This is a genomic window from Paraburkholderia sp. A1RI-2L (assembly GCF_048957375.1).
Taxonomy (GTDB): domain Bacteria; phylum Pseudomonadota; class Gammaproteobacteria; order Burkholderiales; family Burkholderiaceae; genus Paraburkholderia.
In genome coordinates, this window is sequence record NZ_JARBTA010000001.1 from 2,590,300 (window position 1) to 2,611,272 (window position 20,973).

Consider the following 20,973-nt stretch of genomic DNA (forward strand, 5'->3'; position numbering starts at 1 on the left):
AGGAACAAGCGATGAGCACCTGCAACACTGGCCCCGACTTCTCGTCCGGCTTCCCCGCCTTCATCTCGGCGGGCGACATCCTCACCGATCTCGTGCGCGCTCCCGCGCCCGAAGGCGCGCCGCACGCGTCGAGCGCGCCGGGCATGGATTCGCACTGGCGCGCGCATCCCGGCGGCGCCGGCTGGAACGTGGCGCGCGCGGTGGCGCGCCTCGGCCTGCCAACCGCATGCGCGGGCGCGCTCGGCACCGACAACTTCTCCGACGAGCTCTGGAACGCGAGCGTCGCCGCCGGCCTCGACATGCGCTTCATGCAGCGCGTCGAGCGCGCGCCGCTGCTCGCGATCGTGCACCAGACGCATCCGCCCGCGTACTACTTCATCGGCGAGAACAGCGCCGACCTCGCCTTCGATCCGGCGAAGCTGCCCGAAGGCTGGCGCGCGCACGCGAAGTGGGCGCACTTCGGCTGCATCAGCCTCGTGCGCCAGCCGCTCGGCGAAACGCTCGCGACGCTCGCGGCGCAATTGCGCGAGGCCGGCGTGAAGATCAGCTTCGACCCGAACTACCGCAACCTGATGGCGCACGGCTATGAGCCGATCCTGCGCCGCATGGCCGCGCTCGCCGACCTCATCAAGGTGTCCGACGAAGATTTGCGCATGCTGTTCGCCGATAAGAGCGAAGCCGAGGCCATCGCGGCGATGCGTGCGCTAAACCCCGCCGCGACGCTGCTCGTCACGCGCGGCTCGCAGCCCGCGACGCTCTATGCCGGCGATGCGGTGATCGAAGCGGCCCCGCCGCGCGTCGAGGTGGCCGATACGGTGGGCGCGGGCGACGCGTCCATCGGCGGGCTGCTTTTCAGCCTGATGAGCGCGCCGCGGCGCGAGTGGCGCCAGCATCTGGCGTTCGCGCTCGCCGCCGGCGCCGCCGCGTGCCGCCGGCCCGGCGCGCATTCGCCCACGCTCGACGAGGTCGTCGCGCTACTCGCGGATTAACGCACTGGCCCAACCCGCGCCGCGCGCGATGCGCGGCGCAACACTGACATGAAAGCGCCTTGTCAGCGTCACGAGCGTGCCCCGCAGGCGAAGAATCAACGTGCTAGCATGGAAGCTCCTTTCACGAGGAGCCCGCCATGGAAGACGTCAGCTACACCAAGGGGATCTATACGGCAGTCGCCTCCGTGCGGCCCATGAACGCCGGCCAGTACCAGGGCCTGGTCTCCCTGGCGCGCGACGACGGCGAGGAGCTCGAGAACGCCATCTACGAAGTAGAGAGCGCCTCTGGCACGCCTGAGGAAGCGCTCGAAGAAGCGAAGGCGCTCGCGCATCGCATTCTCGGCGAACTCGAACTGTAAGGCGCAAGAGAGGCAATCTCGAACCGCGCGGGGCGGCGATCCTGTCCCCGGCGGTCCTCTTCGGCCGGCAGCCATGACGCCAAAGCGCGCTTGCTCCGGCCGGCAGGAGACGAACATGGCCGAACAACTCTTTCTCTACGGCGTCTACGCTATCCACGTGCATCCGCTCGAACTGCAGGGCGCGCGCTGGGACGCCGAATACCAGATCACGCACCGCGACAAGCCCGTGCAGCCATGGGTCACGATTGGCGGCAACGCGGGCTTCGAGGCCTCCGCCGAAGCCGTCGATGCCGCGCGCCGCCAGGCCATCGCCGACATCGAGCACGGCGCTGGCATTCCCAAGCCGCACGCATTTCCGTGACCGGCGCACTCGCGCCGCACGCATCCGAATTTTGGCTTGAACCTGGCTTGATCCCGCACAGAAGCGCTGCGCGCGCGACGGCTTGCCCTGCATCTCCGGGATTGCTACGCTTGCCTCCTCATTTCGCTCCCCCCTGAAGAAGGGACCACCATGACATCCGAAATGCCGGGGCGCGACGCCTGCGAAAATGCCGGCGCCGACATGCAGGCCGTACAGGACGCTTCCGCCGCCCACGCGCCGCCCGCGAACGCGGCGGATGTGCAGCCCGAGGAAACCTCGACCGACACGCTGTGCAAGGGCGCATCCCCTGCGTCGGCATCGGCCACGCCCAAACCCAAATCCAAACCCGAAGAGGCCCCTCGCCGTACCGCGCGAACACTGGAATTCGGCGCGCGGAAAATTCTCGTCTACGGCATGCCCGTGCAGACCTGGCGCGACTTTTATCACTTCGCGCTGCAGATGCGCTGGCTCACGTTCTTCGCCTCGCTCGCCGGCCTCTTCGTGCTGCTCAACGGCCTCTTCGCGTGCCTCTATCAGCTGGGCGATGCGCCCATCGCCAACCAGTTTCCGCAAGGCTTTCTCGGTGCCTTCTTCTTCAGCGTCGAGACACTCGCGACGGTCGGCTACGGCGACATGCATCCGCAAACCGTCTATGCCCACCTCGTCGCGACGCTCGAGATCTTCGTCGGCATGTCGGGGGTCGCGTTGGCCACGGGGCTCGTGTTCGCGCGCTTCTCGCGCCCGCGCGCCAAAATCCTGTTTGCGAACCAGGTGGTCGTGCATCCGATCGAAGGCCGCTTGACGCTGATGGCGCGCGCCGCCAACGCGCGCCAGAACGTGATTGCCGAAGCGCAGGCGAAGCTGCGCCTGATCCGCGTCGAAACCTCGTCGGACGGCTACACCGCGCGGCGCATCTACGACCTCAAGCTCGTGCGCTCGGAGCATCCGCTCTTCACGCTCGGCTGGAATCTCATGCACGTGATCGACGAATCGAGCCCGCTGTTCGGCGCCACGCCCGACATGCTCGCGAACCAGAGCGCGGCGCTGCACGTCGTGATCGAAGGTTCGGACGAGTCGACCGCGCAGACCATGCAGGCGCGCCATATCTGGTCGGATGCGCAAATCCGCTGGCAATACCGCTACGTCGATCTGATGAGCGACGTGAACGGCGTGAGCACCATCGACTACACGCACTTTCACGAGGTCGTGGAATTCGACGACGCCAGGCCATACGGGCCGAGCGTGATCTGAAGCCGGTTCCTCCCGGGCGTCCGAAACGCTGTAGGGGAAATCCTTCTCAAAATTACCCCGTGACGGGTAGCTTATCGCGCGAATACCTGCCGCGCCTGGTGAGTTAGCAAAATATTTCCGTCATTGGCGAGAAAAAATAGAGTCTTCCTCGCCGCCCTCCACGAAGGGCGTGCGACAGCAATAGCCTTGCATGGGATCGCAGTAAGCGCTGAAGCGCCAACTGCGATCGACAAAACGGAGACTCCTCATGACCGCGCGCCCCGCGTTCGGCGACACGCCTGCCACGCCCCCTCTCGCTGACTACAAGCTCACCGACAACCTCACCGCCACGCGCGGCCGCATCTTCCTCACCGGCACCCAGGCGCTCATCCGCCTGCCGCTCATGCAGCGCGCGCTCGACCGCGCGCATGGGCTGAACACGGCAGGCTTTATCAGCGGCTATCGCGGCTCGCCGCTCGGCATGGTCGATCAGCAGGCGTGGAAGGCGAAGAAGCTGCTCGAAGCCGCCGACGTGCGCTTCCTGCCCGCCATCAACGAGGAATTGGGAGGCACCGCCGTGCTCGGCACCCAGCGCGTGGAAGCCGACCCCGAGCGCACCGTCGAAGGCGTGTTCGCGATGTGGTACGGCAAGGGCCCGGGCGTCGACCGCGCCGGCGACGCGCTCAAGCATGGCAACGCCTATGGCTCATCGCCACACGGCGGCGTGCTCGTGGTGGCGGGCGACGATCATGGCTGCGTGTCGTCGTCGATGCCGCATCAGAGCGACTTCGCGATGATGGCGTGGCACATGCCAATCGTGAATCCGTCGAACATCGCCGACATGCTCGAGTTCGGCCTGTACGGCTGGGCACTCTCGCGCTACTCGGGCGCATGGGTGGGCTACAAGGCGATTTCCGAAACGGTGGAATCGGGCTCGACCGTCGATCTCGATGCTGTAAAAACCGACTGGCAGGCGCCTGAGTTGGCAACATCGGGCTTCACGCCGCCGCCCGGCGGCCTGCACAATCGCTGGCCCGATCTGCCGAGCCTCTCGATCGAGCAGCGCCTCGCGGCCAAGCTCGACGCCGTGCGCCACTTCGCGCGCGCGAACAGCATCGACAAGTGGATCGCGCCGAGCCCCCACGCGGACGTGGGCATCGTGACCTGCGGCAAGGCGCATCTCGACCTCATGGAAGCGCTGCGCCGCCTCGACCTCACGGTCGACGACCTCGACCGCGCGGGTGTGCGCATCTACAAAGTGGGGCTTTCGTTCCCGCTGGAGATGTCGCGCATCGACGCCTTCGTTTCGGGGCTCGCCAATGTGCTCGTGATCGAAGAGAAGGGCCCCGTCATCGAGCAGCAGATCAAGGACCATCTCTACAACCGCAAGGACGGTGCGCGCCCGGCTATCGTCGGCAAGCACGCCGAGGACGGCACGCTGCTGCTCTCCGATCTGGGCGAATTGCGCCCTTCGCGCATCCTGCCCGTGTTCGCCGCGTGGCTCGCGCAGCACAAACCCGCGCTCGACCGCCGCGAGCGCGTGGTCGATCTCGTCGCGCCGCAGATTCTCTCGAACGTCGCCGATGCCGTGAAGCGCACGCCCTACTTCTGCTCGGGCTGCCCGCACAACACCTCGACCAAGGTGCCCGAAGGCTCGATCGCGCAGGCCGGCATCGGCTGTCACTTCATGGCTTCGTGGATGGAACGCGACACCACGGGCCTGATCCAGATGGGCGGCGAAGGCGTGGACTGGGCCTCGCATTCGATGTTCACGAACACGCGTCATGTGTTCCAGAATCTCGGCGACGGCACCTACTTTCATTCAGGCATCCTTGCGATTCGCCAGGCCGTGGCCGCGAAGGCCAACATCACCTACAAGATCCTCTACAACGATGCCGTGGCGATGACGGGCGGCCAGCCCGTCGACGGCAGCATCTCCGTGCCGCAGATCGCGCGCCAGGTGGAGGCCGAGGGCGTCTCACGCTTCGTGGTGGTGAGCGACGAGCCCGAGAAATACGATGGCCATCACGGCATGTTCCCGAAGGGCACGACCTTCCATCACCGCAGCGAGCTCGACACCGTGCAGCGCGAACTGCGCGACACGCCGGGCGTGACCGTGCTGATCTACGACCAGACCTGCGCCGCCGAAAAGCGCCGCCGCCGCAAGAAGGGCGAATTCCCCGATCCGGACAAGCGCCTCTTCATCAACGAGGAAGTCTGCGAAGGCTGCGGCGATTGCGGCGTGCAGTCGAACTGCCTCTCGGTCGAGCCCGTGGAAACGGAACTGGGCCGCAAGCGCCGCATCGATCAGTCGTCGTGCAACAAGGACTATTCGTGCGTGAACGGCTTCTGCCCGAGCTTCGTCACCATTGAAGGCGGCAAGCTCAAGAAGGCCGCGGGCGCCGCGTTCGATCCGCAGGCGCTCGCGGCGCGCGTGAATGCGCTGCCGGTTCCGGCCACGCATCTGGACAACGCGCCTTACGACATTCTCGTGACCGGCGTGGGCGGCACGGGCGTGGTGACGGTGGGCGCGCTCATCAGCATGGCCGCGCATCTGGAGGGCAAGAGCGCTTCGGTGCTCGACTTCATGGGCTTCGCGCAAAAGGGCGGCTCGGTGCTGTCGTTCGTGCGCTTCGCCGCGACCGATGCGCTGCTCAACCAGGTGCGCATCGACACGCAGCAGGCCGACCTGCTGCTCGCCTGCGACATGGTGGTGGGCGCTAGCGCCGACGCGCTGCAAACCGTGCGCCACGACCGCACGCGCATCGTCGTGAACACGCACGAGATTCCGAACGCGGCGTTCGTGCAGAACCCCGAGGCGAACCTGCACGCCGACGCCCTGCTCGCGAAGATGCGCCATGCGGCCACTAACGGCGCAACGCCGGCTCAAGATCCGCTTTCGACGTGCGATGCCCAGGCGCTCGCGCAACGCTTCCTCGGCGACACGATCGGCGCGAACATCCTGATGCTCGGCTTCGCGTGGCAGCTCGGCCTCGTGCCGGTGTCGCTCGCGGCGCTCACGCGCGCGATCGAGCTGAACAACGTGGCCGTGCAGGCGAACCTGTTCGCGTTCTCGATCGGGCGACTCGCCGCCGCCGACGCCACCGCGCTCGAAGCGCTGGACATGCAGCGCACGGCGGCTGCGAAGGCCACGGTGCGCAAGCTCACGCAAACGCTCGACGAACTGATCGCCGACCGCGAGCAGCGTCTGCTCGCCTATGGCGGCGCGCGCTACGTGAAGCGTTATCGCGCGCTGGTCGATGCCGCGCGCCGCGCGGATTCATCCGCCGATCAGGCGCTCGCGCGCGCCGTCGCTGCCACGTTCTACAAGCTGCTCGCCGTGAAGGACGAATACGAAGTGGCGCGCCTGCACGCCGATCCGGCCTTCCGCACCTCGCTCGAAGCGCAGTTCGAAGGCCGTGCGGGCAGCGACTTCACGGTGAAGTTCAATCTCGCGCCGCCGCTCGTCGCGCGCGAGAAGAACGGCCAGCATCCGCGCAAGATCCAGTTCGGCCAGTGGCTATGGACCGGGCTCGCGCTGCTCGCGAAGGGACGCGGCTTGCGCGGCACGTGGCTCGACCCGTTCGGCAAGACGCTCGAGCGGCGCATGGAACGCGCCCTCGCCGACGACTACGAGGCGACGCTGCGCGGCGCGCTCGCGAATGTCACCGCCGGCGATACCGCCGACCGGGCCGCCGATCTCGCAAAATTCGCGAGCCTGCATCAGCGCGTGCGCGGCTATGGCCACGTGAAGCTCGCGAATCTCGCCTCGGTCAAGCGCAGCGAACGCGAACTCGCCACGCGCCTGAACATCGACGTGAAGACGAGCGCGGCTGTCGACGAGGCGCTTGCGTCGTTCAAGGGTGTGGGTGCGTTGCGCGGCATTCCCGTGGTGGTTGCGAAGTAGGCGGCGCGGTCGTCAAGATGCAAACGGCGCGAGTGCCTCACACTCGCGCCGTTTTTTCGTCGATAGTCGATCTCTTCGGTCCGTCCGGCCCGCGCTCAGGCCGGCTCTTCAGCAAACCAATCCACGTCGCCGCACAGCACGCACAGGCGGTCGCCCACCTGCACCGCCATCGAGAGCGTCACGCACGGCAGCGCCTCGTTGATCGAGAGATACGGCGAGCTCGTGTGCACACGTCCCGGCGCCACCAGCGCGGCGCGGAAGTACGGTCGGCGCAGCCAGTTCGCGCCCTGTGCGTCGTCGAGCGGCAGGAAGCGCGCATCGTGCTCGGCGCGGTCCACGCGCAGCACCACGTTGCACCCCGCCTGACGCCCGTTTGCGTCGAGCAGGAAGCAGCGCGCCGCGTGATCGAGCGCGAGGAAATTCCAGCACACCTCCTCCAGCGCTTCGCCTGCGCCAAGGCGCTCGGCCGCGCGCTCGAACGCGCGCACGTAGGGTGCAAGACGGCTTGCCGTGCCGCGCTCGCGTGCTTCGGTCTGCTCACGATAGCGCTCGGTGGCCTCGGCGATCACGGCTTGCGCGTGCACCGCGTCGGTCAGACCCGGCGCGGGCCGCGCGAAGAAAAAGCCTTGCACGAAGTCGGCGTTGCACGACAGCGCGAGCTGCGCCTCCTGCTCCGTTTCCACGCCCTCGATCAGCACCAGCTTGCCCGCTTCGTGCAGCAACGCAACCAGCGCGGGCAGCGTCGCGGCCATGTCGGCGCGATGCGCGGCGTGCAGCAGCATGATGCGGTCGAGCTTCACGATATCGGGATTCAGCTGCCACACGCGGCCGATGTCGACATGCCCCGCGCCGAAGTCGTCTAGCGCCACGAGAAAGCCGCGCTCGCGAAACTCGGCCACCGCGTGCGCGAGCACGTCGAGATCGATGGCCCCGGTCTTGTCCGCACTCTGCGCGCCCTGCGCGTCCGGCACGTCGAGCACTTCGAGCACGATGCGCCGCGGCGGCAAATCGAGCCGCCGCAGGTTCGCGAGCAGCGCCGCCGCGTGATAAGGGTCGGTCAGCGTGCCCGGATGCACGTTCAGAAACAACCACTCGCGCTCGGCGCCCAGCAACGCGAAGTTCTCCAGATGCAACGCCTGCGCGAGCCGGTCCACCTGGAGCGCCTCGCCCACGCGCGCGGCAGCGCCGAACACGTCGAGCGGCGAGACCGGCCGGTCGAGCGCGTCGTGCGCGCGCAAGAATCCTTCGTAGCCGATCGCGCGCATATGCGAGAGGCTGAAAACGGGCTGAAACACGCTCGTGAGCGTGAGCTCGCCGTGATGTGCGCTATAGCGCTCGAGCCCCGATGCGACGCTCAGGTCGAAGCCATGAGGCGCCGTGGCCGTTTTGTCGTGTTGCTCTGTGCTCATGCTTTCCTCTTCGCGCAAGTTGATCGCCGCGGCACGCGTGCCGGCGGTCCCTGCGTTGCGCCTCCTGCGATCAGGTCAAGCAAGGTTCGTGCGCACGCACGCCGCGCGCTGCCCGCGCGCATGCGCGGCCAGCGGGCATGCAACGTCTCCCGGCGCACCAACTTCGTGCATCACACGCGGCCGCACCTGCATGACGCGGAGCGTGCCACTCATCCGCGCAGCCCCTGCCCGCTTCGCGGCGCGGGAGGCCGCCCTCGGGCTAAACTGCCCGCCAGCCGATGCCTGGCTGGCCAGGCACCTCCGCATTCGTTCGCAACGCTTCCGCATTAAAGGGACACACTCAAAGGACGCATTACCGGGACCGGGACGCCCTACCGGTACGCATCGCGTCCTCGCCTTACGTCATCGATGGAAACCATTTTCACCGTTCTCATTCTGCTCCTTGCCGTGGCACTTTCGGGCGTCATCGTGCGTCTGTTGCCCGTCAAGCTGCCACTGCCGCTCTTGCAGATCGCCATCGGCGCATTGCTCACGTTTCCGCACATCAATCCGCACGTCACGTTCGATCCCGATATCTTCATGGCGCTGTTCATCCCGCCGCTGCTGTTCGCGGACGGCTGGCGCATCCCCAAGCGCGAATTCTTCATGCAGCGCCGCGCGATCCTGATGCTCGCGCTCGGCCTCGTGCTGTTCACCGTGGTGGCGGTGGGCTATTTCGTGCACTGGCTCGTGCCGCAGATCTCGCTGCCAGTGGCCTTCGCGCTCGCCGCCGTGCTCTCGCCCACCGACGCCGTCGCGCTCTCGGCCATCGCCGGCAAGGACAGGATTCCCGCGCAGCTCATGCACATCCTCGAAGGCGAAGCGCTGATGAACGATGCGTCCGGCCTCGTCGCGCTCAAGTTCGCCGTGGCCGCCGCGCTCACCGGCTACTTCTCGCTGCGCGACGCCACGCTCAGTTTCTTCGTGATCGCGGCGGGCGGGCTTGCGGTGGGCGCGGCGATCGGCTGGCTGTTCAGCTTCGCGTCCGCCCGCTTTCTGAACATGACCAGCGAGGGCGATCCCGCGCCCGGCGTCGTGATGACGCTGCTGATTCCGTTCGCGGCCTATCTCTTCGCGGAGCACCTTGAAGTCTCGGGCGTGCTCGCCGCCGTGGCCGCCGGGATGATGATGAACTACGCGAGCGTCGCGCACATGGGACCGGTGTCCTCGCGCGTGCGCGCGAACAGCACCTGGCAGATGATCGAGTTCGTCTTCAACGGCATGGTGTTCACGCTGCTCGGGCTGCAGTTCCCCGGCATTCTCGGCAAGGCGCTGCTCGAGGCGCATCACACGAGCAACATGCAGATGATGCGTCTCATCGGCTATATCGCCGCCGTGCTCGCAGCGCTCTACGCGATGCGCTTCGGCTGGGTGTGGCTGCTGCGCTGGGTAGCGAGCCGCAGCGCAGCGCGACAGGGCATGGCCAACGCGGTGCCGGGCCTGCGCACCGTGGCGATCACAACCGTGGCCGGCGTGCGCGGCGCGGTCACGCTCGCGGGCGTGCTCTCGCTGCCCGTGGCGCTCGCGAGCGGCGCACCGCTGCCCGGGCGCGACACCGCCATTTTCATCGCCTCGGGCGTGATTCTCGCCTCGCTAATGGTGGCGATCGTGGGTCTGCCGCTGCTGCTGCGCGGCGTGAAGCGCGGCGCGCATCCGGCGCACGCAGCCGAAGAGCGCGCTGCGCGCGCCCAGGCGGCACAAGCCGCGATTCGCGCCGTGGATGGGCTGCACGAGAAAGCCACCGAGGACATGGACGAATCGCAAGCCGCCTACGCCGCGGATGTCACGGCGCGCGTCATGGACACCTACCGGCGCCGCCTCGCGACGCTCGACGCCGACCGCGACCGCGCCAAACACGCGCGCGAGTCGGAAGCGCTCGAACTGCAGATGCGCCTCGCGGCCATGCGCGCCGAACGCGCGACGCTGCTCGACCTGCGCAACCGGCAGACGATCAACGACGAGACGCTCTCGAAGCTGATGCGCGAAGTGGATCTTTCGGAAACCGCGATGACCACGCGCGGACGCAATCGGGGATAAGGGATAGTGGGCATGCCACGCGGCTGCTTACCCAGCGAGCCTCTGGCTGTCCCACACCCCGAGGTGAATGACGCGTTCCAGCATGCCTACCGTGAGCGCTTCCTTCTCATACTTTTTCCCCTGTGCTTTTGAAAACGGCAAAAGAAGGATTGAGAACAGGTTAAATCCCTTTTCCACTGCGGTATAGAAAAACAATTCTTCTGGATTTAGATTCTGGTGGGTTCCATATCTATAAGTAGTGACAGGTGTATCTATAGCTGCGCTCATATTTCACCCAATAAATACACAATCAGATGAAATTTGCACTGCTGGTGATCCGCAGTCGCAATAGATCCTTGAGCCAACTCCAGTTCCAAGCAAATATGCTCAAAGAGCAAAAAACGCGACGCCCTTTCATAAAGGGTGTCGCGTTTTTATTCGTATTTGCAGCGTGGCGACGCCAAACGCGCGCCGTTCGCAAAGAGATGGCTCGCCCTAAACCGCCGCTTCCTGCGCCGGCTTCTTGCGCAACAGCGCGTACAGAATGATCGCGCCGAAGGTCGCGGTGCCAATGCCGCCGAGCCCGAAATTGCCGAGCTTGAGCGAGAAGTCACCGGCGCCGAGCACGAGCGTGACGGCGGCCACGATCAAGTTGCGGTTATCCGAGAAGTCGACGCGGTTGACGACCCAGATGCGCGCGCCCGTCACAGCGATCAAACCGAACACGACGATGGACGTGCCGCCGAGCACCGGCCCCGGAATCGTCTGGATCACCGCGCCGAACTTCGGCGAGAAGCCGAGCGCGAGCGCGATGACCGCCGCAATTGCAAACACCAGCGTCGAATAGATCTTGGTGACGGCCATCACGCCGATGTTCTCCGCGTAGGTGGTCATGCCCGTGCCGCCCGAGAAGCCCGAGACGAGGGTGCCGAGACCATCGCCGATGAACGCGCGGCCCACGTAGCGGTCGAGGTTCTGGCCGGTCATCGCGGAGACGGCCTTGATGTGGCCGAGATTTTCGGCCACGAGAATCACGGCGATGGGCACGAGCATCGTCATCGCATGCGGATCGAACACCGGCGCGGTGAACTTCGGCATGCCGAACCAGGCCGCGTTGCCGACGATCGCGAAGTCGATCGGCTTGCCCATGCCCATGCCGTTGGTCACGACCGCATAGATCGCATAGGCGATCGCGAGCCCCACGAGAATCAGGAGACGCTGCAGCATGCCGCGCGTGAAGACGGCCACGCCGCCCACGCAGAGGATGGTGACGAGCGCCATCCACGAATCGAACTGCGAGGCGCTGACGCCCTTCACGGCGATAGGCGCGAGATTCAGGCCGATCACGGCGACGATCGCGCCGGTCACCACGGGCGGCATGAGCGTTTCGATCCACGCCGTGCCGACGACCGAAACGAGCACGCCGATCAGCGCGTAGACCACGCCGCACGCGATGATGCCGCCGAGCGCGACCGGAATGTTGGTGTTCGGCCCGTGGCCACTGTAGCCCGTGACGGCAATCACGAGGCCGATGAACGCGAAGCTCGAGCCGAGGTAGCTGGGCACGCGCCCGCCGACCAGGACGAAGAACAGCAGCGTGGCGATACCCGACATGAAGATGCACAGGTTCGGATCGAAGCCCATGAGCAGCGGCGCGAGCACTGTCGAGCCGAACATGGCGACGACGTGCTGCACGCCCATCGCAAACATCTGCGGCCAGGGCAGGCGTTCGTCAGGCGCGACGATGCCATTCGCGGCGCTCGTTTGCACGCGCCAGCGGGGAAAGTATGAATCGGACATGGGCTCCTCTTGTGGCCGTTGTCGACCGTTGTTGGTCGTCCTGCACCGGTGACTGCAATGGCTGCCGGTGCGGTCGGGTTTTGTCTGGGTTTCGTCTTTTCGGGAGAGAAATCTCGCGCGAGTGTACGGAGCCGCAAACGGCGTGGCAAGGCGGACTTGCGAGCCCGCGCCTGTGAACCGGGCTACAGCGCGCAAAGCCCCGCCTGACGGGTGTTTCGGACTACTCCTATATCGACGGAAATAGCCGCGGCCTAGACTACATCTACTGCGTGACCCCATGACAGTTCATGCAGCGGTTGTAAATGTAAACTCTCCGACTTCCCGCTCATGCCCACGTGGCCTGAGCGGCTTTTTTTTGCCCGGGTATTTTTAATACGCTGATCCGGCGCGGCTGATGATGACGCCGCGCCGGCAGGTTATGGCTAGTTGCGGCCTCAAGCGAACGCGCCTTGCGCGAGTTCCCGTACGTAGTCGCGCACGCCCTCGGGCCAATCCACGCTCCACGCCTCGAAGCGCGCACGCTCGCCCGCATACAGCGCGCGCAGCGCCTCCTCGTATCCAGGCAGGTTGCCCGCCAGCGCGGTCATGAAACGGTGCACCGCCTCTTGCGACGTCCGCACGCGGTCCTTCGCCTCGCTCGCATGACGCGCGCTCTCCACGAGCCGCCGCAGCACCACCGACGCGCCGCCCGGCTGCGCCGCCAGCCAATCCCAATGGCGCGGCAGCAACGTGACCTCGCGCGCGACAACGCCAAGCTTGGGCCGGCCCCGGCCGCGCGGCGCGTCTTCGCCGGGGTCGTCAGGCTGCGTTTGTTGGTCGTCTTCAGTGCGGGCTTGCCATACCGCATCGGCGGCGAGGCGCGCGGCTATGTCCGCGGGGCGGCCGCGCAAATCGAACTCCACCGGCTTCGCGTCGCGGTCGTCGAAAACCAGCACCTGCGCGGTCCCCCCACCCTCCAGCACAGCCTTCACCGCCAGCGCCACTTCGCGCGGCGCGCCGCGCGCGATTAGCCGCGTGCCGGCAAAGGCCGTCACGCGAGGGCCGCTTGACGCGGCTTCATTTGTCATTGCCATGACTTGCTCCTGTATCGAATCACGGAGCGAATATTATCCGGGTAAATTTGAAAGCGCAATATCACCCGGGTAATAATTTGCTGCACCTCAATTGCAGCGCGCGAACGCGTCATCCGCTGTGCAAGCCCACGATCGCGCCCGCCTCGATCCACGTGCGCCAATGGCTTGCGAAGTCGAACGCCTCGTCGACGGCGAATGCCCGTTCGAGCGCTTCGTCGAGCGTCGCGCCGCGCTGAAGCGCCACGAACGCCTCGTGCGCTGCCTGCGTGTGCGCAAGCGCAGTGGGACGCCAACGCGGACGCACGACAAGCACCCAACCCGGTGTATCGACGCGGTCGGGCCACGCATGCTGGCGCGCTCCTTCACGCGCTTTGTCGCCGAGGTTTTGATCGCCTTGCTGATGCGCGCGCCAAATAGCAAGCGCTGCGTAATTCGAGGCCAGCGCGACACATGCCGGATGCACGGCGAGCCGCGACGACATGAGCCGCTCCGCGCCGATCGCCTGCCACTGCGCCGGCGCGAGCGGCTCGGCATCGGCGGCGAAGGCGGCCATGTGCAGCGCCCATTCGAGCCGCGCAACGTCGCCGAAATATGCGTAGCGCGCATCGGTTTCGTAGCGCTCGATGAAGACCGGCAAAGCCGCGCCGAAGCGATTCAGATCCGCGTCGCGCGATGGATGCGCCCGCGCATAAGCGAGCGCGAGTGCATCGAAGTAAGCCTCTCCGACGAGCGCCGCGAGCACCGGATACGCGCTCGCCAGCGCAGCGCGCCGTGCGGCGCGCACGTTGCCGCGATAAAGGCCAAGACGTTCGTGTGCGGCACCAATCGAAGCGCCTGGGCGCAGGTGTGCCGCGGCCAGCGCGGCATCGGCGGAGGGATCGTCGAGCGCGGCGGCAAAGGCCGCCTGCATCGACACCAGCGATTCATCGGCGCTCATGCGCGCACCTGCACGCTCGCGAGCGGATCGCGCGCAATGCACGTCATGCGCTCGCGCGCGAGCCTCGCTTCGTCGAGCAGAACATCGAGCGGCGGCACGCCGGTGTCCCATTCGATCAGCGCGGGCACCGCGCCGAATCGGCGCAACGCGGCCTCATAAAGCGTCCAGACTTCTGGCGCGACGCGCGAGCCGTGATCGTCGATCACCGCGGCCTCCGTCACGCGATGCCCCGCGAGATGCAACTCGCCCACCGCCTCGCGCGGCAATGCGGCCATCGCCGCGAGGGCGTCCTCGCCGTGATTGCATTGGTTCACGTAGAGATTGTTCACATCGAGCAGCACGCCGCAGCCGGTGCGGCGCGCCAGCTCGGCCAGAAAAGTCATCTCGCCAAGGGTGTCGTCGCGAAAGCGCACGTACGTGGAGACGTTTTCGATCAGCACGCGCCGGCGCAGCGTGTCCTGCATTCGCGCGACGCGCGCGCACAGATGATCGAGCGACGCCTGCGTGAGCGGCATCGGCAAAAGATCGTGGAGCGCGGCGTGGGGCATCGCGCCCCAGCATAGATGCTCCGAAACGAGCGCCGGTTCGATGCGCTCGACGAGACGCTTGAGACGTGCGAGATGCGTGTCGTCGAGTCGAGCCGCCGAGCCAAGCCCGAGGCCCACCCCGTGCAGACTCACGGGCGCATCGCGGCGCACCGTTTCGAGCACGTGCAGGTCGTAGCCGCCATCGCCGAAATAGTTCTCGCTATGGACCTCGACCCAGCAGACCGGCGGCGGCGCCTCCATGAACGCGCCGTAGTGCGCGTGGCGCAAACCGATGCCGACGCCTTGCGCCTCACTCGTGCGCGAAGGTGAATGCATCATCGTGCTCATGCCGCGCCTTGCTTACGTTTCCGGCGTGCCGCCGAGCTTTTCGCAAGTGCCCTTGGGCATCGTCTTGAAGTCGCCCTTGTCGTAATCGACCTTGGCCTGGCCCGCGCAATCATGCACGCCGGTCTTGCTCGCGCAATCGTTCTGGCCAGCCTTGGCGACGCCATAGCAGTTCACCGTATCGGCGGCGTTCGCGACGCCTGCCGCTGCAAGACCCGCCAGCGCAGCGGCCATCACGGCCTGACGGCTCAATGCGTTTTTCATCGGAAATCTCCCTGAAGGTAACGAGAGGCGCGTGAGCCGCGCCGCACGGCCTCTCGCGCAATATTTTGCCTCACCTTTGGCTCCGCAAAGCTTGCCCCCGCATCGGCACGCCCAAAGCTCAGCACGGCCTGAGCCAGCGGCGATTATCTTCATTTTTGCAATGATATTTGCCGTATCTCGATATTTATCTTCGAACCTCGTAGCAATAAAGTTACATCAACGAATCGAACAAACCAATTGTTACGGTTCTAAAGATAAACCTTGGAGGTTATTGATCATGAAGACCCTGATTGCTGCAGCCCTTGCCGCTACCGTTCTTGCCGCCCCGGCTCTGTCGTTCGCTCAACAAAGCCAGCCGCTGACCCGCGCCCAGGTGCGCGCAGAACTCGTGCAACTCGAACAGGCCGGCTATCGCCCGGGCGTCTCGAGCCCGTACTACCCTGCCGACATTCAAGCCGCACAAGCGAAGGTCGCGCAGCAGAGCGCAACGGCCGAAGCCACGGCCTACGGCGCATCGACCAACGGCTCGACGCAAGCCGGCAGCCGCGTGACGCCGGCCAAGTCGGTCTACTTCGGCCAGTAAGCAACTGTCGAGGGCAGTGCCCCGCCCAGCGGGGCGCTGCGAGAAGCACACCGGACGGGCCCGCTCTCGATCGAATTGGAGAGCGGGCCCGTCAGTTTTTGCGCAATCGAATTAGATGACGTCGCCTCGCGGCATCTCGAGCGCCGCGCGCGACGCTCGCACAGAAAACCTCCGCCGCCGGTAAACCGGCGGCTTGCCCGGACACACGTTGTCCGGGCCTTTTTCCTCACCTCTGTCTCGTTGACTCCGCCCGCCGGTTACTCCGTGGAAACGGCATCGGCACGCACGCCGCTTTGCGCGGGATCCGCGCGCTTGAGCCGCGCAAGACGTCCGCTCGCCGCCTGAACCAGCATGGCGACCGCCACCGCTTCGGCGAATGCCAGCGTCGCCGACTGATGTTGCAGTCCCAGCGACAACACCAGACAGAACGCCGCAAACCCGAAGCGCCCGAGCACCATCCCGCGCAGCAGCGCAATCACGAACGCCGCGCCGTGCGCGCGATGCGACGACACCGCCATCACGCTGCTGAGCAACGGAAACACCGCGAACAGACCGCTCCACACGGGGCCGAGGCGCGTGGACAAGGCCGTGACGGACAGCGTAAGCGCAGCGCCGGCCGCCATGCGCCCGGCGAGATCGGCGCGCGCGAGCGGCGCGCCGGCAGCCACCACGGTGCTGCGCGGCAGGAACGCCTGGCCAAACAGCGTAGCGGCCAGCGCCACGCCCAAGGCCCACGGCCACGACACCGGCAAGCGCGACAGCACGCACGCGGCGGCGAACCACGCAGCGAAGGCCACCGCGAGCGCCAACCACCAGGGCCGCGCGCGGCACGTCCATGCATAAGCGAAATTGAACGCCTCGGACGCGAGGATCGCGTAAAGCGAGAGCGTGACGGCGCGCGCGCCAAACGCATTGCCGTGCTCCATCACGAGCAGCCAGAGAATCGGACCCGCGATCACGGGCAACCCGGCTAGCCAGCCCGCAACCTTCGGCCCCCAGTGCTTGCCGGCCATCGAGACGAACAACAGGAAGAGCGGGACGAGCGTGAGCTTGAGCGCGAGCATCGGGGCAGAAGACCGCCATGAGGACGGCGATGAGGAGAGAACGGCCGATGGTAGCAGCGCACGCGCGAATGCGCTGACCGGCGCCCTGACTGCCTGGATTCACGCGCCGGCCATCATGCAGCGACCGGCGCGCGAACACGCGCGCCCGAAAGCGCGCCGGGATCAGAAGCGGTGGCGGATACCCGTGGCGACCACGAGCTGGTTACGTCCGCTGGCAGGATCGAACGAATTGATGGCTGCGGGCGCGCCCGCTGTCGCGCGTTGATAGATCGTTTCGGCGTAGGCGTCGGTGCGCTTCGAGAACTGATAGACCGCCTGCAGCGCGCCCTCGTGCCAGCGCGCGTCCGCGCCCTTCGTGTAGACGTACATGCCCGCGAGCGCCACCGCCGGCGTGACTTGCCAGACCGCGTTGACCTCGTAGTTGCTGAACGCGACGGACGGCAGCCCAAAGCCGCTTTGCGCATCGACGACACCGGTCTGAATCGAGCGCGACCACGCCGCGCCGAGCGTCACATCGCCGATCACATAGTTCCCCCCGACGCCGATGGTGTCCTGCTTGCCGACGAAAGTATCGATGACCGAACCCGCCGTGTCCCCCGATCCCGGCAGCGCGAACGGATCGTAAGCGCCGTTGTCGGTCGCGCCGCGGCCATTGTTGTGCAGCCACGCAACGCCCGCGCTGAACGCGCCGCCCGAATAGTTCGCGCCGATGCCGTAGGCGCGGTTATCGGCGAAACGGCCCGCGCCGTTCGAGAACGCGTACATACCGCCGAACGTGAAGCCGCCATAGTTCGCGCTCGCGTACTTGATGGCGTTCGCGGCGAGGTACGAATTGTTGGCGTTGTCGTTGTCGAACGGATGCGCGAACGCGGTGCCGCCGACGCCGCCCGTCAGCGTGAAGGGCGCGAAATAATCGTGGACCGAGTCGTACTGGCGACCGAGCGTGAGCGTGCCGAACGTCTCCGATTGGAGGCCGACGTAGTACGGGTGATCGTTGCGCGCCTCGCCGCTGGCCGGCGCGAAACCGTGCTCGAGACGGAACAGCGCCTTCATGCCGCCGCCGAGATCCTCGCTGCCTTGCAGGCCCCAGAAGCTGCCGTCGACGAGACCCGAGGTGAGCTGATATTGCGAGTGTCCGCCGACGTTGTTCGCATAGGCGAGGCCCGCGTCGATCTCGCCATAGAGCGTGACGGTGGATTGAGCCTGCGCGGATGCGCTCAGGCTGAGAAAACTAGCGGCGCAGGCGGCGGCAAGCGCAGCCTTCTTGTGCGAAGGGCGAGTCATGAGAGTGCTGGACGGTGAATGGTTGTGGCTTGTTGCGGCGCAGGGACGGTACGGTGCGGCAGCGCTGTTCAGGCGCGCGCACGACCTGCTGACCTTACACTCTGGAAATGTTAATAAGAATCGTATTCATTACGCAATGCCTATCTGAGCGCAAGGCGGAATTTTTGAGGAAGCGATGGGGATGTGCAACGAAAGAGTTGATCCAGCGGGGAGCTTGTGGTGCGAGTGTGACGCTGCAAGCTGGACGCGGCGTTCTTGGCGAACGCGAGTTGACTCCGGGCGCAGCGTGGATGCTGCACCGCGAGTGTGCGCGTTAAGGCTGCCCGGCTGGGGCTGTTAGTTGCGGTTTGGCTAGTAGCCGTGGGTCACGAGCGAAAGCACCGAAAGATCGGGATGCGTGCCCTCGATGATGCTCCGGCCCACATGTGCCGCCTCTTCCACCGCTTCTTGCTCGCTGCGGAAGGTTTCCTCGCCGTCCGGATGGTACGGGACCGAGTGGCCCGGCCGTGTGATGTCCGCGCCTGGGTGGCAGACATAGGCAGTGTAGGTATAGCGCGTGCCGCCTTCCTGGGCCGGCATCGCGCTGACGTGGATCTCGAAACCTTCGTAATCAACTTTTTGAGTCTCAAGCTGCGCGGCGGGCATGGTGGCCTCCGAGGGACTGGGTGCGGGCGGGTGGCCCGGGGCATAGGGTTTAGTTTAGGGCACTGGGACGGGTTGGGTTGCTGCGGTGCGGGGGCTTGCTGGAGTCGATTTATTGGGCTGTCGCCTAGAATCCCTGGGTGATTGGGTTTGTCGTTTTGCTCATTTGTGACTGCGTGGAGGGTGGATATGGCTACGGGTACTGTTCGAATTCATCGTGTTTTTACGGCGCCGCCTGAGCGGGTTTATCGCGCGTTTCTGGATGCCGCCGCGTTGGCTAAATGGCTGCCGCCGAATGGGTTTACCGGGACCGTGCATCAGCTTGATGCGGTTGTGGGCGGGAAGTATCGGATGTCTTTTACGAACTTCACCAATGGCGCCAGTCACTCGTTTGGTGGGGAGTATCTGGAGCTCGTGCCGGGGGAGCGGATTCGGTATACGGGCGTGTTTGATGATCCGAATTTGCCTGGGGTGATGGAGACTACGGTTTCGCTGCGTGCTGTGTTTTGCGGGACGGAGTTGAATGCGGTGCAGGAAGGGATTCCTGAGATTATTCCGGTTGAGGCTTGTTATCTTGGGTGGCAGGAGTCGGTGGCGTTGTTGAAGACGCTGGTGGAGGCGGAGATTCGGGAGCCTTAGAAGGACAAACCCCGGTGGAGGCCGGGGTTTTCGTTTGTAGTTCTACTTAATCCTGCGTGATCACAAGTTTGCCTTGGTGCACTTCTACCCTTACGCGCCGCCCTGCTTCGAAGCCTGCGAGTTCTAGCCATCGACCGGCTAGCTTGATCCATGGGTACAGCGGTGGATCGGCTCGGGTTCGCGCGTTGATGCGGCGATATCGCCAGTACTGCTGAATGGTTACGTGACGCACGGGATGTTCGTGCGATGCATTAAGATTGGCATCAGCCATGGTCAACTCCTGAGGTGAGTTGGTTTTGGTTAGCGGGTCATGAGTGCTGGTAACACGCATGGCCCGCGCTTCGTTTACAGCCTTGCCGTCGATGGCAGCTGTCAAGGCTTGCTTGACGACTGCCTCAACAACGCCTGCTGCCTACACGTCGATTACAGCGTTGAATTTCCCTCCGCTGCTGCGTTTTTAATACGGCATCCTATTTATTTAAAATAATAACACGGATTACAAAAATTATATTTGATTTTATTCAATGTATGATTTTATTTTTAAAAACCAACGCATTCACATCGGGGTTTCGCGCGGCGGTCTTATCACAACCATATGTACGGCTATCACCGCCTTAAATTACTCGCCAGTTGAAGCTCAATCGATCACGGGGACGGCAGGATGCTTCCCGATCATGATATTCTGGCGCTCAACTGTGCGAGCAGGTAGCCACCCTCCTCAAGGAACTCGGGAATTCCGGCCACGACTTGCAGCGCCGTCTGCTCGTCATAGGCGTGGCTAGTCTTGCTCCACATCTCCCCGTATTTCTTCCAATTCGACCAATCCCCCAGTAGCTAGCCTCGCTCATTGCCGCTGCGGATTAGGTCCTGGAAATTTATCGCATCGAACTCGACCGGATTAGCAGAAGCCATCCCCATGAAGCGCTTCAACATTTTGTGACTGATCTCGTACGTGAATTCGAAACAGTGAATCAGGCCATCCCGAATTTGAAGGTCAGTGATGTCAAGTTGATAGCGCTCCCAGCCCTCCTTCAGGCGAAACAGGGCTCTTTCGAACGGTGTCAGGTTAAGTCCATCGATACCCATGGCTATCCCCTTGGTCTATCCACTCGAGCTGGCCAGTGGCTAGCCAGATCGAACGAAAGCTGTCGGTGGTGGCGGATCGAGAGCAGATATACCGTGCCTTTGATCTGCGCATACAGCAGCAAATAGTGCGTCATCACGTATTCGCGCAGCTCGCCGCCTTCGGCAATGGTGTTTAATTGTTGGGTCAGACGAGCGATGCCGTTGCTCGTTTCCACGGAATGAATTGGGCGTTCGAGGAAGGACCGGCCCATGCCGGAAAAGCGCTCGAGATTGGGAACAACGGTTTCCGTCAGTTCGTCCAGGAGCGCATCAAAGGCCTGCGGGACTTTGGCTTCTCGCAGGAACGCTTCGATTTCATCGAGATTGTGCTCGAAGTTAGCAGTGAGTTTGACGGTGTGGCGGGCTGTCACGGCACGAAT

Annotated in this window: 20 protein-coding genes and 1 pseudogene; 8 read left to right on the forward strand and 13 right to left on the reverse strand. The window is 64.9% G+C overall.

The genetic code is table 11. The features are described 5' to 3' along the window. Window positions 1–11: 11 nt before the first annotated feature. The 5 genes from PWP93_RS11850 to PWP93_RS11870 all read left to right on the forward strand — a co-directional run bounded on the left by PWP93_RS11850 (window position 12) and on the right by PWP93_RS11870 (window position 6,846). Window positions 12–989: a carbohydrate kinase family protein gene (locus PWP93_RS11850; RefSeq protein ID WP_421044607.1), complete on the forward strand. Its 978-nt coding sequence runs from the start codon at window positions 12–14 to the stop codon at window positions 987–989. Window positions 990–1,126: 137 nt separating this feature from the next. Continuing rightward, complete coding sequence (locus PWP93_RS11855) at window positions 1,127–1,348, forward strand: hypothetical protein (protein ID WP_421022806.1); 222 nt, start codon at window positions 1,127–1,129, stop codon at window positions 1,346–1,348. A 115-nt stretch (window positions 1,349–1,463) separates the two neighbouring features. Then, the gene (locus PWP93_RS11860; protein WP_213297956.1) at window positions 1,464–1,709 is read left to right on the forward strand and encodes a hypothetical protein; all 246 of its coding nucleotides are present in this window, start codon (window positions 1,464–1,466) and stop codon (window positions 1,707–1,709) included. A gap of 150 nt (window positions 1,710–1,859) precedes the next feature. Then, complete coding sequence (locus tag PWP93_RS11865) at window positions 1,860–2,960, forward strand: ion channel (RefSeq protein ID WP_421044608.1); 1,101 nt, start codon at window positions 1,860–1,862, stop codon at window positions 2,958–2,960. A gap of 247 nt (window positions 2,961–3,207) precedes the next feature. Beyond that, on the forward strand, window positions 3,208–6,846 hold the full coding sequence (locus PWP93_RS11870) for an indolepyruvate ferredoxin oxidoreductase family protein (protein ID WP_421044609.1): 3,639 nt from the start codon (window positions 3,208–3,210) through the stop codon (window positions 6,844–6,846). 95 nt (window positions 6,847–6,941) lie between these two features. Here PWP93_RS11870 and PWP93_RS11875 read toward each other — a convergent pair whose 3' ends face one another. Further along, window positions 6,942–8,255 carry an EAL domain-containing protein gene (locus PWP93_RS11875; protein ID WP_421044610.1) on the reverse strand — a complete coding sequence of 438 codons (1,314 nt, stop codon included), beginning with the start codon at window positions 8,253–8,255 and terminating at the stop codon, window positions 6,942–6,944. A gap of 408 nt (window positions 8,256–8,663) precedes the next feature. Between PWP93_RS11875 and PWP93_RS11880 the strand changes: the two genes are divergently transcribed. Then, the gene (locus PWP93_RS11880) at window positions 8,664–10,331 is read left to right on the forward strand and encodes a Na+/H+ antiporter (protein WP_421044611.1); all 1,668 of its coding nucleotides are present in this window, start codon (window positions 8,664–8,666) and stop codon (window positions 10,329–10,331) included. Between the two features lie 27 nt (window positions 10,332–10,358). Here the strand turns inward: PWP93_RS11880 and PWP93_RS11885 are convergent, their stop codons facing one another. From PWP93_RS11885 to PWP93_RS11910, 6 genes are all read right to left on the reverse strand, one after another. Further along, on the reverse strand, window positions 10,359–10,598 hold the full coding sequence (locus PWP93_RS11885) for a hypothetical protein (RefSeq protein WP_421044612.1): 240 nt from the start codon (window positions 10,596–10,598) through the stop codon (window positions 10,359–10,361). Window positions 10,599–10,805: 207 nt separating this feature from the next. Beyond that, window positions 10,806–12,110, reverse strand: a complete 1,305-nt coding sequence (locus PWP93_RS11890; RefSeq protein WP_421044613.1) for a solute carrier family 23 protein — start codon at window positions 12,108–12,110, stop codon at window positions 10,806–10,808. Window positions 12,111–12,544: 434 nt separating this feature from the next. Next, window positions 12,545–13,183 carry a DUF2239 family protein gene (locus PWP93_RS11895; RefSeq protein WP_421044614.1) on the reverse strand — a complete coding sequence of 213 codons (639 nt, stop codon included), beginning with the start codon at window positions 13,181–13,183 and terminating at the stop codon, window positions 12,545–12,547. A gap of 109 nt (window positions 13,184–13,292) precedes the next feature. Beyond that, on the reverse strand, window positions 13,293–14,120 hold the full coding sequence (locus tag PWP93_RS11900; protein WP_421044615.1) for a putative DNA-binding domain-containing protein: 828 nt from the start codon (window positions 14,118–14,120) through the stop codon (window positions 13,293–13,295). Beyond that, complete coding sequence (locus tag PWP93_RS11905; protein ID WP_421044616.1) at window positions 14,117–14,995, reverse strand: DUF692 domain-containing protein; 879 nt, start codon at window positions 14,993–14,995, stop codon at window positions 14,117–14,119. The genes PWP93_RS11900 and PWP93_RS11905 overlap by 4 nt, the downstream gene beginning before the upstream one ends. Before the next feature lie 12 nt (window positions 14,996–15,007). After that, a complete protein-coding gene (locus PWP93_RS11910; RefSeq protein WP_421044617.1) occupies window positions 15,008–15,256 on the reverse strand; it encodes a DUF2282 domain-containing protein in 249 nt (82 codons plus the stop codon). A gap of 277 nt (window positions 15,257–15,533) precedes the next feature. On the opposite strand from PWP93_RS11910, the gene PWP93_RS11915 reads away from it, so the two are divergent. Continuing rightward, window positions 15,534–15,839 (forward strand): DUF4148 domain-containing protein, encoded by a 306-nt coding sequence (locus PWP93_RS11915; protein WP_421022794.1) that lies wholly within the window; start codon window positions 15,534–15,536, stop codon window positions 15,837–15,839. A 257-nt stretch (window positions 15,840–16,096) separates the two neighbouring features. On the opposite strand, the gene PWP93_RS11920 is transcribed toward PWP93_RS11915, so the two are convergent. The 3 genes from PWP93_RS11920 to PWP93_RS11930 form a co-directional block, all read right to left on the reverse strand. Then, a complete protein-coding gene (locus PWP93_RS11920; RefSeq protein ID WP_421022793.1) occupies window positions 16,097–16,903 on the reverse strand; it encodes a hypothetical protein in 807 nt (268 codons plus the stop codon). A gap of 162 nt (window positions 16,904–17,065) precedes the next feature. Next, complete coding sequence (locus tag PWP93_RS11925; protein ID WP_421044618.1) at window positions 17,066–18,187, reverse strand: porin; 1,122 nt, start codon at window positions 18,185–18,187, stop codon at window positions 17,066–17,068. 351 nt (window positions 18,188–18,538) lie between these two features. Then, on the reverse strand, window positions 18,539–18,832 hold the full coding sequence (locus PWP93_RS11930; RefSeq protein ID WP_421044619.1) for a hypothetical protein: 294 nt from the start codon (window positions 18,830–18,832) through the stop codon (window positions 18,539–18,541). 186 nt (window positions 18,833–19,018) lie between these two features. On the opposite strand from PWP93_RS11930, the gene PWP93_RS11935 reads away from it, so the two are divergent. After that, window positions 19,019–19,468 carry an SRPBCC family protein gene (locus PWP93_RS11935; RefSeq protein ID WP_421022790.1) on the forward strand — a complete coding sequence of 150 codons (450 nt, stop codon included), beginning with the start codon at window positions 19,019–19,021 and terminating at the stop codon, window positions 19,466–19,468. Window positions 19,469–19,514: 46 nt separating this feature from the next. On the opposite strand, the gene PWP93_RS11940 is transcribed toward PWP93_RS11935, so the two are convergent. The 3 genes and pseudogenes from PWP93_RS11940 to PWP93_RS11950 form a co-directional block, all read right to left on the reverse strand. Next, a complete protein-coding gene (locus PWP93_RS11940) occupies window positions 19,515–19,739 on the reverse strand; it encodes a SymE family type I addiction module toxin (RefSeq protein ID WP_421044620.1) in 225 nt (74 codons plus the stop codon). Window positions 19,740–20,140: 401 nt separating this feature from the next. Continuing rightward, window positions 20,141–20,554 (reverse strand): annotated as a pseudogene (locus tag PWP93_RS11945) (HI0074 family nucleotidyltransferase substrate-binding subunit). Window positions 20,555–20,556: 2 nt separating this feature from the next. Beyond that, entirely contained in the window at window positions 20,557–20,964 is a 408-nt protein-coding gene (locus PWP93_RS11950; protein ID WP_421044621.1) for a type II toxin-antitoxin system RelE/ParE family toxin, read from the reverse strand. Window positions 20,965–20,973 lie beyond the last annotated feature (9 nt).

Coding starts and splice junctions, on each gene's coding strand:
- PWP93_RS11850 (WP_421044607.1), top strand. CDS start 12: ATGAGCACCTGCAACACTGGCCCCGACTTCTCGTCCGGCTTCCCCGCC.
- PWP93_RS11855 (WP_421022806.1), top strand. CDS start 1,127: ATGGAAGACGTCAGCTACACCAAGGGGATCTATACGGCAGTCGCCTCC.
- PWP93_RS11860 (WP_213297956.1), top strand. CDS start 1,464: ATGGCCGAACAACTCTTTCTCTACGGCGTCTACGCTATCCACGTGCAT.
- PWP93_RS11865 (WP_421044608.1), top strand. CDS start 1,860: ATGACATCCGAAATGCCGGGGCGCGACGCCTGCGAAAATGCCGGCGCC.
- PWP93_RS11870 (WP_421044609.1), top strand. CDS start 3,208: ATGACCGCGCGCCCCGCGTTCGGCGACACGCCTGCCACGCCCCCTCTC.
- PWP93_RS11875 (WP_421044610.1), bottom strand. CDS start 8,255: ATGAGCACAGAGCAACACGACAAAACGGCCACGGCGCCTCATGGCTTC.
- PWP93_RS11880 (WP_421044611.1), top strand. CDS start 8,664: ATGGAAACCATTTTCACCGTTCTCATTCTGCTCCTTGCCGTGGCACTT.
- PWP93_RS11885 (WP_421044612.1), bottom strand. CDS start 10,598: ATGAGCGCAGCTATAGATACACCTGTCACTACTTATAGATATGGAACC.
- PWP93_RS11890 (WP_421044613.1), bottom strand. CDS start 12,110: ATGTCCGATTCATACTTTCCCCGCTGGCGCGTGCAAACGAGCGCCGCG.
- PWP93_RS11895 (WP_421044614.1), bottom strand. CDS start 13,183: ATGGCAATGACAAATGAAGCCGCGTCAAGCGGCCCTCGCGTGACGGCC.
- PWP93_RS11900 (WP_421044615.1), bottom strand. CDS start 14,120: ATGAGCGCCGATGAATCGCTGGTGTCGATGCAGGCGGCCTTTGCCGCC.
- PWP93_RS11905 (WP_421044616.1), bottom strand. CDS start 14,995: ATGAGCACGATGATGCATTCACCTTCGCGCACGAGTGAGGCGCAAGGC.
- PWP93_RS11910 (WP_421044617.1), bottom strand. CDS start 15,256: ATGAAAAACGCATTGAGCCGTCAGGCCGTGATGGCCGCTGCGCTGGCG.
- PWP93_RS11915 (WP_421022794.1), top strand. CDS start 15,534: ATGAAGACCCTGATTGCTGCAGCCCTTGCCGCTACCGTTCTTGCCGCC.
- PWP93_RS11920 (WP_421022793.1), bottom strand. CDS start 16,903: ATGCTCGCGCTCAAGCTCACGCTCGTCCCGCTCTTCCTGTTGTTCGTC.
- PWP93_RS11925 (WP_421044618.1), bottom strand. CDS start 18,187: ATGACTCGCCCTTCGCACAAGAAGGCTGCGCTTGCCGCCGCCTGCGCC.
- PWP93_RS11930 (WP_421044619.1), bottom strand. CDS start 18,832: ATGCCCGCCGCGCAGCTTGAGACTCAAAAAGTTGATTACGAAGGTTTC.
- PWP93_RS11935 (WP_421022790.1), top strand. CDS start 19,019: ATGGCTACGGGTACTGTTCGAATTCATCGTGTTTTTACGGCGCCGCCT.
- PWP93_RS11940 (WP_421044620.1), bottom strand. CDS start 19,739: ATGGCTGATGCCAATCTTAATGCATCGCACGAACATCCCGTGCGTCAC.